5 protein-coding genes and 7 pseudogenes are annotated in these 15,682 nt (G+C 60.9%); 9 read left to right on the forward strand and 3 right to left on the reverse strand.

Annotated elements, in window-relative coordinates:
- Nucleotides 1-954: 954 nt before the first annotated feature.
- Entirely contained in the window at nt 955-1,773 is an 819-nt protein-coding gene (locus HAP48_RS00990) for a hypothetical protein (RefSeq protein WP_166217473.1), read from the reverse strand.
- A gap of 1,163 nt (nt 1,774-2,936) precedes the next feature.
- On the opposite strand from HAP48_RS00990, the pseudogene HAP48_RS00995 reads away from it, so the two are divergent.
- From HAP48_RS00995 to HAP48_RS01015, 5 genes and pseudogenes are all read left to right on the forward strand, one after another.
- Nucleotides 2,937-3,754, forward strand: a pseudogene (locus tag HAP48_RS00995) (isocitrate lyase/phosphoenolpyruvate mutase family protein).
- Between the two features lie 569 nt (nt 3,755-4,323).
- A pseudogene (locus tag HAP48_RS01000) lies at nt 4,324-5,178 on the forward strand (phosphocholine cytidylyltransferase family protein).
- A 57-nt stretch (nt 5,179-5,235) separates the two neighbouring features.
- A pseudogene (gene istA / locus HAP48_RS01005) lies at nt 5,236-6,726 on the forward strand (IS21 family transposase); the annotation flags it as partial.
- A gap of 8 nt (nt 6,727-6,734) precedes the next feature.
- Nucleotides 6,735-7,577 (forward strand): annotated as a pseudogene (gene istB / locus HAP48_RS01010) (IS21-like element helper ATPase IstB); the annotation flags it as partial.
- 329 nt (nt 7,578-7,906) lie between these two features.
- Nucleotides 7,907-9,316, forward strand: coding sequence for an integrase catalytic domain-containing protein (locus HAP48_RS01015; RefSeq protein WP_166209478.1), 1,410 nt, complete (start codon nt 7,907-7,909; stop codon nt 9,314-9,316).
- 51 nt (nt 9,317-9,367) lie between these two features.
- Here the strand turns inward: HAP48_RS01015 and HAP48_RS01020 are convergent.
- Nucleotides 9,368-9,904, reverse strand: a pseudogene (locus tag HAP48_RS01020) (transposase); the annotation flags it as partial.
- Between the two features lie 72 nt (nt 9,905-9,976).
- Here HAP48_RS01020 and HAP48_RS01025 point away from each other — a divergent pair.
- A pseudogene (locus tag HAP48_RS01025) lies at nt 9,977-11,168 on the forward strand (IS3 family transposase).
- 4 nt (nt 11,169-11,172) lie between these two features.
- Here HAP48_RS01025 and HAP48_RS50375 read toward each other — a convergent pair.
- Nucleotides 11,173-11,454, reverse strand: coding sequence for a transposase family protein (locus HAP48_RS50375; protein WP_166217476.1), 282 nt, complete (start codon nt 11,452-11,454; stop codon nt 11,173-11,175).
- A gap of 164 nt (nt 11,455-11,618) precedes the next feature.
- On the opposite strand from HAP48_RS50375, the pseudogene HAP48_RS01035 reads away from it, so the two are divergent.
- The 3 genes and pseudogenes from HAP48_RS01035 to ltrA (HAP48_RS01045) form a co-directional block, all read left to right on the forward strand.
- Nucleotides 11,619-11,867, forward strand: a pseudogene (locus HAP48_RS01035) (IS110 family transposase); the annotation flags it as partial.
- Between the two features lie 476 nt (nt 11,868-12,343).
- A complete protein-coding gene (ltrA, locus tag HAP48_RS01040; protein WP_224497034.1) occupies nt 12,344-13,675 on the forward strand; it encodes a group II intron reverse transcriptase/maturase in 1,332 nt (443 codons plus the stop codon).
- A gap of 586 nt (nt 13,676-14,261) precedes the next feature.
- On the forward strand, nt 14,262-15,593 hold the full coding sequence (gene ltrA / locus HAP48_RS01045) for a group II intron reverse transcriptase/maturase (RefSeq protein WP_224496640.1): 1,332 nt from the start codon (nt 14,262-14,264) through the stop codon (nt 15,591-15,593).
- Nucleotides 15,594-15,682 lie beyond the last annotated feature (89 nt).

Below are 15,682 nucleotides of genomic sequence, written 5' to 3' on the forward strand. Positions count from 1 at the left end.
CGGGCCGCGGGGGGAAGCAACCCCGCGGCCGAGCTCGCTGCGGGCGCCTCCCCCGGCGGCAGGCATCAGCGATGCCGGCTTAGAGCTGCGGAAGCAACTGGCGCTGCTGGAGCGGGAGATGGAGGCCGATGGGCCATCATCGGTCTCCTGGGAAGGTGATCCGCGGCTCACCTCATTCCAGGAACCGCTCGAAGAAGTGCTCGCCGTGTCGGGGACGCCATTGGAATTGCCATGATCGCCTCTGCCGTACCCCGATGGCAGTTTGAATTTTGAGACGGCCTTACGCGACGAAGTACGTAACGATGATCACGACACCGGGGCTTGGTGCGAGTTGGGCCAGCCGCAACAGTCATCTTATCCGGCAGCCGCGATACCGGCTCAGGCGCCGGCGTATGATTTCGGACATGTCGTCGCCTTGGGCTTCAATCACGGCCCGCAACGCGCCCCCGACGTCCTGATCGGCGCACTGAATAGAAGAGGAATGCTGCCGCAGTCATTCCAGCAGCCGACAGGTCTGATTATTCATGGTCAGCCCTATATGGCGGTGTTGGGGCCAGGGATGAGGGAAGTGACCCCCAACAATCCGTTCAGCGCGAACATTATTCTGATGCCCCAATTTTATAGGCGGCTAAGTCGGCGGCGAGAGGCTAGGCGCGATTCTTCCACCTTACCACCTGCGGTACGCGCTTGATCCACATACCGCACGATGTTCTTCATGGGCCAGCGGCAGTCACGGTGTCGATCCACCGTTCGGGCAGATCGACAGCGCTGAAAGGTTCGCTTTTAAGCCCGTCGCTCGGTGTCGAAGCGTCCGATTGGCTGGTCGATCACAGCCCGGCACCCACGATCCGGCGAGCGCGGGGTCGTGAGCGAGCCGACCCACGTCGTTCACGCGTCCTGGTACCCAACCAAGGTTCTGGTGCCGGCAAGCGACGCGCCAGCAGACCAAGCGCATTACCGAGTTCGCCGTCGCGAATGCGCACGACCGCTCAGTCGATCCTGGAGTGCCTGCCGATCGGCGACGAGGTTGTCGAGGTGAAGCGGCTCGTCATCAGGCCGCTGCCCTTCCGCCAATCGTCTCGCCAGCGTCCGTGTGCCGTCCACCACAAAGACGCCGCAATCATAATTGTTCCCCTGCCGGTTCATGCGCGCGGTCTCGAGGCGAGCGCCCAGCCTGACTGCGAGTTCTCTTGCCCGGTCCGCGTGAGAACGCGTCGGCAAGGAGTCGTAGTGATAGGCAACGATCCCTTCCGGCTCGCGGCGATCAACGAGCAGCAGCGTCCAATGCGTACCGTCCCTGCTACTGACACCGCCATTGTTCACTGGCACGAACAGGAAGTTGGCGGTATCGTTACCATGCTCGTCATTGACGATCGCCAGCAAGGTTTCCTGCACGACGTTCGCGTCATCGGTCAAGCGCAGCAGATGAGCTTCCGCGGGCCGCAGAAACCGGGTGTGGGCGGCCAGATCCGGATTGTCCCTCTGCAATTCCCGCTCCAGGAGTGTGTAATCCGCCGTGATATGCTCGTCACCCAGCCACTGCGTGCGGCGGAGCGCCAGCGGACGCTGCACTGGGACGCCCGATCCGGAGGCCTGTTCATCCGGCTGATCCAGAGGGCCGGACGAGCTTTCGCGACGACTTTTGCCAATCCCTGACTTGAAACATGACCACAGCCCACAGCCTTTGGCACCCTTCGTCGGCATCGCAGACGTCGCAGCCTTGGTCGATGACGATGTTTTTCGCATATCTCCCGCGAAGCCTTCGATGCCCACTGCTGCGGGCTCGTGGGATTCGAAGCTAGATCCAGGGATGAGCGTAATATCAAGTCCTGCCGGATTATTTGGGGTCGGGTGCCTTGTTCCTTGCCCCAGCTTCGTCGTGTAAGGCCGACCATGGATGTAAAAATGTGTTCGCGACTGGAGCGGTGACGTCGGCAGGAGGCCTTTTCTGCTCAGTACACCGATCAGGACATCGGAGGCTGATTGGCAACCATGGTCCCATGCCAAGCCGACGATATGCGTGAAGTCTTGCGCACGCGGGAAGTCCTCCGTTGGCACGCTGGCCTGTATCTCAACCGCGGGGCATGACAACTGGGCGGGCAGATCCAGGTGGCTCGAAGCGGTGCTGAACCCAGGAGATGCCGGTCGCTCAAGATGGCCGAAGGTCGGGGATGGTTCGGCGCTTGCAGACTGCGATGGCGACATCGGCTGTGTCCTCCCAAAAGGTCCCATCCCGCGCTTGGTTGAATCGAAGGCGCCCGGCAATAACCTCGAACGTCAGGCGCTGGAGCCCCGGATCGGAAACCACGCTGTGCCGAGCACTATCAGCCTCACACCTCGATCAAGGGACGGCACGGGCATCGTGGCCGGAAGGACCCTCGAATTCGTTTCAACAAGAGAGACAAGGACTTCGGATCCGTCTCGCACGCCCTCCCCACGCTCATGATCCGCGAGCTGAACGGAGTTAGACAGGAACGCGACACGATCGATTAGATAATTTCCGTGCAACGCGACCGAGTCCTGATCGCGAGTCCGCGCGGGTGTACTCTGAAACGCCAAACGCACACTTGAGCGCTACAAAATGCGAACGAACTGAACCCTTAGCGCGTCAGGTAGTCTCACAACCGCGCAGAATACAAAATACAGAAAGGAACTCGGTTGGCGCATGGGTTACAGTGCGTCCTTCAACGATCGGACATCATGTGATTGCTTGGCTTACCTACGAATCCTGCTCGTCCGGTGCGAGACGCAACAATTTTGCGGCACAGTCAACTACCAACCCGCGTAATTGATCTTGATGACAGAAACATGTCACCTTCCGCCGCTGAATATCGGCCGACCAAACGCACGAACAAGGAATCGGCATGCAAGACCAATCACAGCAATCTGTTCCCGCGAGTGGCTCCGGTCCGCGCGCTGATTCCTTACTCACTGAAATGCTGCGTGCTCAGGTCTGCTCCAGCAGCGAAGTCTCGTTCCTCATGGAAGCGCATGACGGCCTCTCCGCCGCAATAGCCAAGCGCGTGAGTTCAAGGGTCTCTGGGCGTCGGGCCTGTCAATTGCCTGCTCGTTGGGCTGCCGCGACGCCAATGAAGCGTCCTGGAGCCAACTCGCCGACGTAGAACGAGCTTCCTGTGCTTGTTGTCGGGGATGGCGGCTTCGGGCACTTCAACAATGCTCGTCTATTGGCACGCACACTCCGTCAGCGTGGCGCTGCCGGGATTGCGCTGGAAGACAGCTTTTTCCCGAAGACGAACTCGCTTATTGGCGAGCGGCATCCCCTCGCCGATATCGACGAATTCTCCAGCCGCCCGCTTGCGTGCCGTGAAGGATACGGTCGCGGACGATTTGGTGCTTGTTGCCCGCATCGAAGCGTTGATTGTCGGGCATGAAATGGAAGAAGCCGTTTTGCGCACTCACGCTTGCGTGGATGCGGGAGCCAATGCGATCCTCATTCACTCGCGAAAGAGCGCCGCAGACGAGATCCTTGCGTTCACGCACGCCTGCCAGAACAGGTTGCCGGTCGTGATCGTTCCAACGAAATACTATCGAACATCGGTCTCTGCACGCATCGCGACGGTGATCTGGGCCAACCATTCCATGCGAGCGGCAATGCGGCAGGTCTGCGGCCGCAGCTGAGGGGAACACTGTCAGCATTGAGTCCGATATCGCGACACTCGACGAGGTCTTGAGGAACGACGAATTCGCAAGTGCAGAAGCGCGCTATCTTCGCCCTGCTGACTTAAGGCAATAGCTTCTCTAACATACTCATTCTCGAAGGACCACCGCCATGCAACTGGCTGCCTTGCCATCATGCTCAAGCGCGCTTATCAGCAAGTCGCAGGTTTTCACTCCTGAAATTGGGCATACCATCGACTGCCGCGACAGCTCATACGCGGCCGATCTGCCCATTGCCGCAATATCTCGGCCGATCTCCCCACCTCAACGACCATCCAGTCACCGACGAAGGGTCACGAGCGCATTTCTCTCTCGGAGAAACCCCAACGCGGACGATGATCCGCGCTTCCGAAGATGTGGATCCGCTTTTCACGAAGCCCGTAGACCCCACACAGCAGCAGAACAACCGACATTGTGGGACCTTTGGAGAGCGCGTGGGGTTGGCTCAGCGGACAGTCTTGTTCACATCGTCGGGCGCCGCTGCGGCGAGGACTGCCGCCAAGACCCCTCGGTCTGAGGGAGTTGCCCATCCCCTCACAGGAGCTCTGCCGGGACCAGATTAACTACCGAAATCGCGGTGACGATCCGTGTCGTTTACGCTTGGGAGTGAGGACGCGATATCAAACAACGACGAAGGGGAATGAAATGACCACCGATGCTCCGAAGAAAGCCGTCATTCTGGCCGCGGGCTTCGGCTCCCGTTTGCGGCCGCTGACCGATCTGCGGCCCAAGCCGCTTGTCGAGGTCAATGAAACGCCGATACTCCATAACGCGCTGCGAAACTTGGAAGCGGTGGCGTGGAAGAAGTCACAATTGTATGGGCTACCGCAAGGACGCTATTCAATATGCCTGCGGCAGCCGCTTTGGCGAGCTCGAAATCAACTCTGTCGAATCGTCCGGGTTCGACCGCAAGCAGCGCCTATTCTCTTTGGCTGGCGCGCGACGCGCTTTTTTCCGGAGACTGCTTCATTGTCGAAGGGTGACGTCTTCTTTGAAGAGGATGCGTTGCGCTACTTAATGATGAGCCAAGCAACCGACGTGGCTGCAGTTGCTCCCTTCAATGAATCGATGGAAGGTTCGGCGGTCTTGTTGTCGGATAGCGGCGTCATCACGAGTTTCCGCATGAAACAGACCGCAGCTAACCTTGTCGCGGATGGCCCAAGACGTTTCAAGACGATGAACCTGCTACGATTGTCAGCGACGACGCTGAGAGCAACGATCGTTCCAGCGCTAGATGATCTCATCGGATCTGGAGCTACGCAGGCCTACACAGAGGCGCTCCTTGCCAGCCTGGTGGAAAGACGAGGCTTACGGATTGCAGCGTCGCGCTGCGACGGTCTCAGGTGGTACGAAATCGACAGCACCGAAGATCTGCCTATCGCGGAGCGCATCTTCACAAGAGCGCCCGCCTTCGATCGCGCCGGGCTACAGAATAGGCGGAGGTGTCATTCGGCCTGCAATATTGACCCCCTAAGCCGGGGGATCGGCGTCCAAAATTGACCCCCTGTAGGTTGGTCTGTTGCGCTGCCTGCTTTGGAATGAAGCAGGTGGTCGGGGATGCTGGTCGTGGAGACGATTGCGCGGATTCGGCGCGAGCACTTCATCAAGGGCAAGACGATCAAGGAGATCGCCCGCGACCTGAAGGTGTCGCGGAACACGGTCCGGAAGGTGCTGAGGTCCGGAGGGACCTCCTTCGAGTACGAGCGGCAGGTGCAGCCACGACCAAAGCTGGGGCGGTGGGCATCGGAGCTCGATAGGCTGCTGGCGGCGAACGCGACCAAACCGGCTCGTGAACAGCTGACGCTGATCCGGATCTTCGAAGAGCTGCGCGGGAGCGGCTACGACGGCGGTTACGATGCCGTGCGGCGTTACGCCAGGCGGTGGAGCAAAGAACGCGGGCAATCGACCGCGGCCGCTTATGTCCCGCTGAGCTTTGCCCCCGGCGAAGCCTACCAGTTCGACTGGAGCCACGAGGTGGTCTTGCTGAGCGGCACCACGGTGATGGTGAAGGCCGCCCATGTCCGGCTCTGTCACAGCCGCATGCTGTTCGTGCGGGCCTATCCGCGGGAGACGCAGGAGATGGTGTTCGACGCCCACGACCGGGCGTTCGCCCTGTTCAAAGGCACCTGCACCCGCGGCATCTACGACAACATGAAGACCGCCGTAGAGACGATCTTCGTCGGTAAAGGGCGTCTCTACAATCGCCGCTTCCTGCAGATGTGCAGCCACTATCTGGTCGATCCGGTCGCCTGCACGCCAGCGTCGGGCTGGGAGAAGGGGCAGGTCGAGAACCAGGTCGGGCTGGTCAGGGAACGCTTCTTCACGCCGCGGCTGCGGTTCAAAAACCTCGACGAGTTAAACGTCTGGCTGCTCGACAAATGCATCGCCTACGCCAAGGCTCATCGCCATCCGGAGCTGGTCGATCAGACGATCTGGGAAGTGTTCGAAGCCGAACGCCCCAAACTCGTTCCCTATGCCGGCCGCTTCGACGGCTTCCATGCGGTGACGGCATCGGTCTCGAAGACCTGCCTGGTGCGCTTCGACAATAACAAATACTCGGTCGCAGCCAGCGCAGTCGGACGACCGGTCGAGGTTCAAGCCTATGCCGATCGCATTGTGATCCGTCAGGATGGACGCATCGTTGCCGAGCACCCGCGATCCTTTGGCCGCGGCGATACCGTCTACGACCCCTGGCATTATGTGCCGGTGCTCGCCCGCAAACCCGGCGCCTTGCGCAACGGTGCTCCCTTCAAAGACTGGGTGCTGCCGGCCGCGATCGAGCGGATCCGGCGCAAGCTTGCCAGCACCGACGATGGCAATCGGCAGATGGTCGACATCCTCAACGCGGTGCTGACTGACGGTCTGCCCGCGGTGGAAGCAGCCTGTGCTGAAGCGCTCAGTCACAGCGTCCATTCCGCCGATGTCGTGCTCAATATCCTGGCCCGTCAACGTGAACCCGCCCCACCGGCCAACATCATGACGCCGGCCGCACTGACGCTCCGTCATGCGCCGATCGCCGATTGTGCCCGCTACGACAACCTCCGGAGGACCATCTGATGGAACGAACCCAAATCTTCGACCTCATGGGCGAACTCAAGCTCTACGGCATGAAGGCTGCCTTCGACGAGATCATGGCAACTGCCGTCAAACGCCAGCACGAACCTCAGCGCATTGTCGGCGACCTGCTCAACGCCGAGATCAACGAGAAGCAAGCCAGGTCGATCAAATACCAGCTCACCATTGCCAAGCTGCCGCTTGCCAAGGACATTGCCGACTTCCAGTTCGACGGCACGCCGATCAATCAGACTCTCGTCAATGATCTCGCTGGCGGCGGCTTCATCGCCCAACAACGCAACGTCGTGCTGGTTGGCGGCACCGGCACAGGCAAGACCCACCTGGCCATTGCCATCGCCAGAAGCTGCATCCGATCCGGGGCTCGCGGCCGCTTCTTCAACGTAGTCGACCTCGTCAATCGCCTCGAGACCGAGACCCGCAACGGACGGCAAGGACGGCTCGCCGAGCATCTGACCCGGATGGACTTCATCGTGCTGGATGAACTCGGCTATTTGCCCTTCGCCCAGTCCGGTGGCCAGCTTCTCTTCCACCTCGTCAGCCGGCTCTATGAGCGCGCCTCTGTCATCGTGACCACCAATCTCGCCTTCGGCGAATGGCCGAGCGTGTTCGGCGACGCCAAAATGACCACCGCGCTGCTCGACCGGTTGACCCATCACTGCGACATTGTCGAGACCGGCAACGATAGCTGGCGGTTCAAGAGCCGAGACGACGATCACGCCACCCGCGCTCGTCTCGCCTCCGCTATCCCGGCCAGCTCCGACGAGACGAGCGCTACCAGCAAAGCCCGCCGCGCAAAGGGGTCAAAATTGGACGCCGATGAGGGGCGCATTGCCTCATCGAAAATGTTACCGAACAATTCCGCTGATGACTGGGGCGGCGTTACCGAATCAGGTCGGTGGCGCCAATGGCGAGCGGGATCAGCATGGGCGCAAGGCGCGAGGTGTTGGCCGTGGTGGCGAGGCGCTACCGTGCGGCTGGACGAGTTGAGAAGGGACGGATCCTTGACGAGTTGACAGCGACGACGGGTTGGCACCGCAAGCACGCGGTGCGAGCACTGTCGGTTGCCGGAAGGGACAGGCCCAGGCCACCACTGGACGAAGGGGCAACGAGCCCAACCGAACCAGCGACAAGTCGGCGACGCAAATACGCCAGCGTGCGCGACGCGCTGATCGCGCTGTGGGAAGCCTCCGATCGCGTCTGCGGTAAGCGCCTCGTATCGATGATCCCAGTGCTGTTGCCCGCACTCGAGCGGCATGGCCGGCTGAAGCCAACGAGCGCAGAGCGTGCGCTGCTGACAACTCTGAGCGCGGCGACGATCGATCGGATGTTGATCGACGTTAAAATTGCGGCTGCTGGGGGGCGCCGGCGGCGAGTCGGATTCTACTCGGCGATTCGACGCGAGGTGCCGATCCGCACTTTCAATGACTGGGCAAACCCGCCGCCAGGCTTTTGCGAGATCGACATGGTCGCGCACGGTGGGACCAGCGTCGCCGGCTCGTTTATCCAGACTTTGACCATGGTGGACATCGCAACAGGATGGACGGAATGCCTGCCCCTGGTGACACGCGATGGCAGCCTCGTCGTGGAAGCGATGAAGCGAGCGCAGGGCCTGTTCCCGTGGGTGATCTGTGGCGCCGACTTCGATAACGACAGCGCGTTCATGAACGACGTCGTCGTTCCATGGTGCCGAGCACAGAAGATCGAGGTAACGCGGTCACGTGCCTACAAAAAGAACGATCAGGCTTTCGTGGAGCAGAAGAACGGTGCGGTGGTCCGGCGGCTCGTCGGATACGGGCGCTTCGACGGGGTCGAGACGGCCCGCGTGATGGCACGTCTCTACGCGGCGGCGCGCCTGCTGGTGAACTTCTTCCAGCCGTCATTCAAGCTCAAAGAGAAGCGCCGCGAGGGTGCCAAGATCATCAAACGCTATCATCCGCCTGCCACACCATACGAACGTGCACTGGGGCACCCGAAACTCCCATCAGCGGTCAAGCGCCGTCTGCGCCACACGTATCGGACTCTCGATCCCATACAATTGCTTGCCACGATCCGCACGGCGCAGGAAGAGCTCGGCGAACGGATCGGCAAGCGCGGTCTTGCGAAGGTTCCCACCGTATCGCCGGCTGATCCGCTCTCGTTTGCCCGATCGCTCGGCACGGCGGCAAAAACCGCCGAAGTGCGGGCCACGCACCGCCGGCCGAAACAGCGATACAAAACGCGTATTCGCATGCCCTCGAAGCTCGATCCCCATCTCGCGATCATCGAGAACTGGCTCGCCGTCGAGCCACAGCTCACTGCACTGGCCATCGTGGGCAGGCTCGCCACGATCGATCCCTCGATGTTCAGCGACAAGCAGCATTCGATCGTTCAGCGCCTGCTTCGGTCCCTCCGGCGGAAGGTGGCGGAGACAGCCATCGTATCCATGCCCGTGGATGAAATACGGCCCGAGGCTGTGGACGGCGCTGCGTGTGATGAGCACTCCGCCCCGCCCACAGCCTCTCCACCGAGCTGGCCGCGGCTCGAGACCGGTCTGGGGCAGTTCGTAGACCTTCATCCCGGGTAACATTACTTCCTGAGGCAATACGAGGGGTCAAATTTGAACGCCGATTGACAGATAGCCCTCATACTGGAGGCGCTCGGCCGCGGTGAGCAGTTTAGGATCGATTGTCGTTGCCCCGATCGCGCTGCGGATCTGGCGCATCGATTTGCGGACGGCATCGAGGAAGGCCCGACTGGCGTTCTCCATCAGATGCCACCGATCCGCGACTTGTACCGCCTGCGGCAGGGCCTTTGCCGCAGCTTCGCCATATCCCCCACCACGGTCACGGGCAATGATCGTGATAGTGGGATGAGCAGCCAGCCAGACTTGGGCGGTCGCGGGCTCACGATCCGGCAGCAGCGTAACGATCCGGCGCCTTTCCAGATTGCAGATGATGCTGGCGTATCGGTGATTGCGCCGCCAGGCCCAATCATCGATGCCTATCACCCTGAGCGGGTCGGCCGGCGGGCGGCTGCGGCGTCGGACCACGCGCAGGAGCGTGTCTTTGCTCACCGGTAGCATCAGCCGCTTTGCGAAGCCTGCTGCTGGTCGACCGCCAAGCGCCAGGCCGAGGTGGTGGACGATAGAGTCCAGTCTCGCCGTGCGTCGCGCCGATGGAGCTGACCTGCCACTGAATATTTCCTCCAGAAGGAGTTAGAGTCCGCCCCGAAGAAGGACGGACAGATGAAGCGAGCACGGTTCACGGAAGAGCAGATTATCGCGGTGTTGAAGGAGCATGAGGCCGGGGCTAAGACGGCTGACCTGGCTCGCAAGCACGGCATCTCCGAAGCGACGATCTACAATTGGAAGGCCAAATTTGGTGGCATGGATGTCTCCGAGGCCAAGCGGCTGAGGGCATTGGAGGAGGAGAACGCGAAGCTGAAGAAGCTTTTGGCCGAGCAGATGCTCGATGCGGCCGCGCGTCGCGAGCTCCTTTCAAAAAAATGGTAGGGCCCGCCGCCAAGCGCGCTGCGGTCGCGCATCTGCAGGCCATTATGAGCCTGTCGGAACGGCGGGCCTGCTCGATCGTGGGCGCGGATCGGAAGATGATCCGCTATCGCTCCAGCCGTCCTCCGGACGCGGCTCTTCGTGGCCGGCTGCGTGACCTCGCCAACGAGCGGCGACGTTTTGGCTACCGCCGCCTGTTCGTCCTGCTGCGCCGGGAGGGCGAGCCGTCGGGGATCAATCGGATCTACCGGCTCTATCGCGAGGAAGGGCTTACCGTCCGCAAGCGGCGGGCTCGCCGCAAGGCCGTGGGGACCCGTGCCCCGATCCTGGTCGAGACGAGGCCCAACGCGCGCTGGTCACTGGATTTCGTCCACGACCAGTTCGCCAACGGTCGACACTTCCGCATCCTCAACATCGTCGACGACGTCACCAAGGAATGTCTGGGCGCCATTCCGGAGACGTCGATCTCGGGGCGGCGCGTAGCCCGCGAACTGACGGCGATCGTCGAGCGACGCGGCAAGCCAGGAATGATCGTGTCCGACCATGGCACCGAGTTCACCTGCAACGCCATGCTCGCCTGGTGCAAGGACGCAGCCATCGACTGGCACTTCATCGCACCGGGAAAGCCGATGCAGAACGGCTTCGTCGAGAGTTTCAACGGCCGGATGCGCGACGAGTTGCTCAACAAGACCCTGTTCGTCGATCTCGACGACGCCCGCGCCAAGATCGCCAACTGGGTTGCCGACTACAATCTCCAGCGGCCTCACTCGTCGCTGAAATACCTCACCCCCGCGGCCTATGCCGCTCACCTCACCTCACCGCAACGGACGATCGGCTACGCAACCCCGACCAGCTTCGCCGATCGTCCGTTGCTCCACCCGCGCCACTTGGCGTACAAAACCCCGAGACTCTAACTGCCGCTGGATGAACGTTCAGGGGCAGGTCAGAGCCAGTACGCCTTCGGCGAAGCGCTCGGTAAAGACTTGGCGCCCGCACAGGACAGCGTCGCAGCGGAAGCGGCGAGCGATCACCAGGAGCTCTACAATCCGCCCCGAGAGCGGAAGATCCGTCACTCGCCGTCGATAGCGGCTATGGACGCGTCGGGAAACCGTTCCGCACGACGGACACAGACCAACACTTCCGGACGCTCGGACCACAACAACGGCCTTATCACCCTCGTAGTACGCACTCTCTACAACAAACCCACGCGGCACCAGACTGGAGCGCTTGCTGCATGGCGCTGATTCTCCCCCAATCAAAACGCCAGAGATCCCCCAAACTGCATCAAAAGTGATGGTGTGGAACGGCCCTTCGAACCGGCATCAAAAGTGCCTAACGTGGTCGCTTCGAGAGGCGCCACAAGGGAAGGACCGTTCCAATGGAGAAGATTATCACAGTAGGTTTGGATTTGGCTAAGTCGATCTTCCAAGTGCACGGGATCGGCAACGACGGGAGAGTATTGGTTCGCCGCATGTTGCGACGATCGCAGGTGCTGCCATTCTTTCGAGCGCTCTCCTCTTGCCTGGTCGGCATGGAGGCTTGTGCGAGTGCACATCATTGGGCGCGCGAAATCGCGGCCCTGGGGCATTCGGTCCGCATGATGCCACCGGCCTATGTGAAGCCTTATGGTGCGCCCCGACGGCGCGCATTACCAGTGGAGGAAGGATCCACCCAGAGAATTGTCGATTGATCTGGTAGCTGACGAGCGGTTTGGACGAGCAATCGGACGGATCGAAGCCTCGTGACAAAGGTCGCTTTTGGCGGCCGAGCAATCCAGCGGGCCGTAACGTGAGTGAAGCCTGAGCACGCCTCGAAAGTTACGATGTGAATGCCGACCCGATCGTATGGCGGGGAAGGCCGCGCTGACAGGGAAGCAATCGACGCATGCACCTGTCCGGTTCACCGGGGTAATGGGCACGGCACGCCGGAAAGGTAGTGCGGGTAATCGGGGGAGACCCGTCTTGGTCGAAGGTCGCGCCTTCAGCATCGAGTAGTCGATGGACCGGACGGGAGTCGGACAGGGTCGTAGTACTGATGAAACCGGGTAATTCCGGCGGAGGAAAGGACCCTGACTTCAGGTGCGCTTTTGAAGATGGCGAGGGAATGGGTCGATTGGCGATGAGCCTACAAACGCCCGATAAGATCAGGAGCCTTCAGAGAAAGCTTTATCGCAAGGCGAAGGCGGAGCCTGCCTTCCGTTTCTATGTGCTGTACGACAAGATCTGCCGCGAGGACATTCTGAGCCATGCCTACAAGCTGGCCCGCGCCAACGCGGGTGCGCCAGGAGTGGACGGAACAACTTTCGAGCAAATCGACGCGTCGGGACTCGAAGCATGGTTGGCCGGCCTGCGCGATGAACTCGTCACGAAGACTTACCGGCCCGATCCGGTGCGGCGGGTGATGATCCCGAAGCCCGGCGGCGGCGAACGTCCACTCGGTATCCCAACAATCCGGGACCGGGTCGTCCAAGCTGCCGCAAAGATCGTGCTGGAACCGATCTTCGAGGCGGATTTTGAGGACGGTGCTTATGGATATCGCCCGCGTCGTAACGCGGTCGATGCAGTCAAGGAAGTGCACCGGCTTGTGTGCCGGGGCTACACGGACGTTGTTGACGCCGATCTGTCGAAATACTTCGACACGATCCCGCATTCGGACCTCCTCAAATCGGTGGCCCGACGCATCGTTGACCGGAATGTGCTGCGGCTGATTAAGTTATGGCTGCGAGTACCGGTCGAGGAGCGGGATAGCGACGGGAAACGGTGCATGAGCGGCGGTAAGAGCAACAAGCGTGGCACGCCACAGGGCGGTGTCATCAGTCCGCTGCTCTCCGTCATCTACATGAACCGGTTCCTGAAGCATTGGCGTCTCAGCGGTCGGCGTGAAGCATTCCATGCCCAGGTTATCTCCTATGCCGACGACTTCGTCATTCTCAGCCGCGGCCACGCGGAGGAAGCATTGACGTGGACGAAAGCGGTGATGACCAAGCTTGGGTTGACGCTCAACGAGACTAAAACCTCGGTGAAGAATGCCCGATTGGAAAGCTTTGACTTCCTTGGGTACACGCTCGGACCCCGCCGCTTCCGCAATGGGGGACGGTGGTATCTTGGCGCGGCTCCGTCCAAGAAAAGCGTGCTGCGGATCAAGAGGAAGGTCAGCGTACTGCTGACGCCGGGCAACAAGGGCGCTTGGCCCGAAGTACAAGCACGACTGAACCGCCTTCTGCGCGGCTGGTCCGCTTACTTCAGCTATGGCTCTCTTGCTACGGCTCATCAGGCCGTTGATCGACACGTCTTCGACCGCGTGCTCGCCTTTCTGCGCAGACGACATAAGACGCCAGGACGTGGCGTCAGACGGTTCTCTGATCGGATCCATGGGAACCCTGGCGTACTTGTGCTGAACCGCGTGCGCAAAGTGTCGCCGACGTGCGCCTTGTGACAAAACCTGTCGGAAAGCCGGATGCGGGAAAACTGCACGTCCGGTTTGATGAGCGGGGAGAGGAAACGGAACGCGCAACAAGCGCATCACCGCGCCTCTCCTCGACTCTACGTGCGCCCCGACGGCGCGCATTACCAGTGGAGGAAGGATCCACCCAGAGAATTGTCGATTGATCTGGTAGCTGACGAGCGGTTTGGACGAGCAATCGGACGGATCGAAGCCTCGTGACAAAGGTCGCTTTTGGCGGCCGAGCAATCCAGCGGGCCGTAACGTGAGTGAAGCCTGAGCACGCCTCGAAAGTTACGATGTGAATGCCGACCCGATCGTATGGCGGGGAAGGCCGCGCTGACAGGGAAGCAATCGACGCATGCACCGGTCCGGTTCACCGGGGTAATGGGCACGGCACGCCGGAAAGGTAGTGCGGGTAATCGGGGGAGACCCGTCTTGGTCGAAGGTCGCGCCTTCAGCATCGAGTAGTCGATGGACCGGACGGGAGTCGGACAGGGTCGTAGTACTGATGAAACCGGGTAATTCCGGCGGAGGAAAGGACCCTGACTTCAGGTGCGCTTTTGAAGATGGCGAGGGAATGGGTCGATTGGCGATGAGCCTACAAACGCCCGATAAGATCAGGAGCCTTCAGAGAAAGCTTTATTGCAAGGCGAAGGCGGAGCCTGCCTTCCGTTTCTATGTGCTGTACGACAAGATCTGCCGCGAGGACATTCTGAGCCATGCCTACAAGCTGGCCCGCGCCAACGCGGGTGCGCCAGGAGTGGACGGAACAACTTTCGAGCAAATCGACGCGTCGGGACTCGAAGCATGGTTGGCCGGCCTGCGCGATGAACTCGTCACGAAGACTTACCGGCCCGATCCGGTGCGGCGGGTGATGATCCCGAAGCCCGGCGGCGGCGAACGTCCACTCGGTATCCCAACAATCCGGGACCGGGTCGTCCAAGCTGCCGCAAAGATCGTGCTGGAACCGATCTTCGAGGCGGATTTTGAGGACGGTGCTTATGGATATCGCCCGCGTCGTAACGCGGTCGATGCAGTCAAGGAAGTGCACCGGCTTGTGTGCCGGGGCTACACGGACGTTGTTGACGCCGATCTGTCGAAATACTTCGACACGATCCCGCATTCGGACCTCCTCAAATCGGTGGCCCGACGCATCGTTGACCGGAATGTGCTGCGGCTGATTAAGTTATGGCTGCGAGTACCGGTCGAGGAGCGGGATAGCGACGGGAAACGGTGCATGAGCGGCGGTAAGAGCAACAAGCGTGGCACGCCACAGGGCGGTGTCATCAGTCCGCTGCTCTCCGTCATCTACATGAACCGGTTCCTGAAGCATTGGCGTCTCAGCGGTCGGCGTGAAGCATTCCATGCCCAGGTTATCTCCTATGCCGACGACTTCGTCATTCTCAGCCGCGGCCACGCGGAGGAAGCATTGACGTGGACGAAAGCGGTGATGACCAAGCTTGGGTTGACGCTCAACGAGACTAAAACCTCGGTGAAGAATGCCCGATTGGAAAGCTTTGACTTCCTTGGGTACACGCTCGGACCCCGCCGCTTCCGCAATGGGGGACGGTGGTATCTTGGCGCGGCTCCGTCCAAGAAAAGCGTGCTGCGGATCAAGAGGAAGGTCAGCGTACTGCTGACGCCGGGCAACAAGGGCGCTTGGCCCGAAGTACAAGCACGACTGAACCGCCTTCTGCGCGGCTGGTCCGCTTACTTCAGCTATGGCTCTCTTGCTACGGCTCATCAGGCCGTTGATCGACACGTCTTCGACCGCGTGCTCGCCTTTCTGCGCAGACGACATAAGACGCCAGGACGTGGCGTCAGACGGTTCTCTGATCGGATCCATGGGAACCCTGGCGTACTTGTGCTGAACCGCGTGCGCAAAGTGTCGCCGACGTGCGCCTTGTGACAAAACCTGTCGGAAAGCCGGATGCGGGAAAACTGCACGTCCGGTTTGATGAGCGGGGAGAGGAAACGGAACGCGCAACAAGCGCATCA

The organism is Bradyrhizobium septentrionale (genome assembly GCF_011516645.4).
Lineage (GTDB): Bacteria > Pseudomonadota > Alphaproteobacteria > Rhizobiales > Xanthobacteraceae > Bradyrhizobium > Bradyrhizobium septentrionale.

Coding starts and splice junctions, on each gene's coding strand:
- ltrA (WP_224497034.1), top strand. CDS start 12,344: ATGGGTCGATTGGCGATGAGCCTACAAACGCCCGATAAGATCAGGAGC.
- ltrA (WP_224496640.1), top strand. CDS start 14,262: ATGGGTCGATTGGCGATGAGCCTACAAACGCCCGATAAGATCAGGAGC.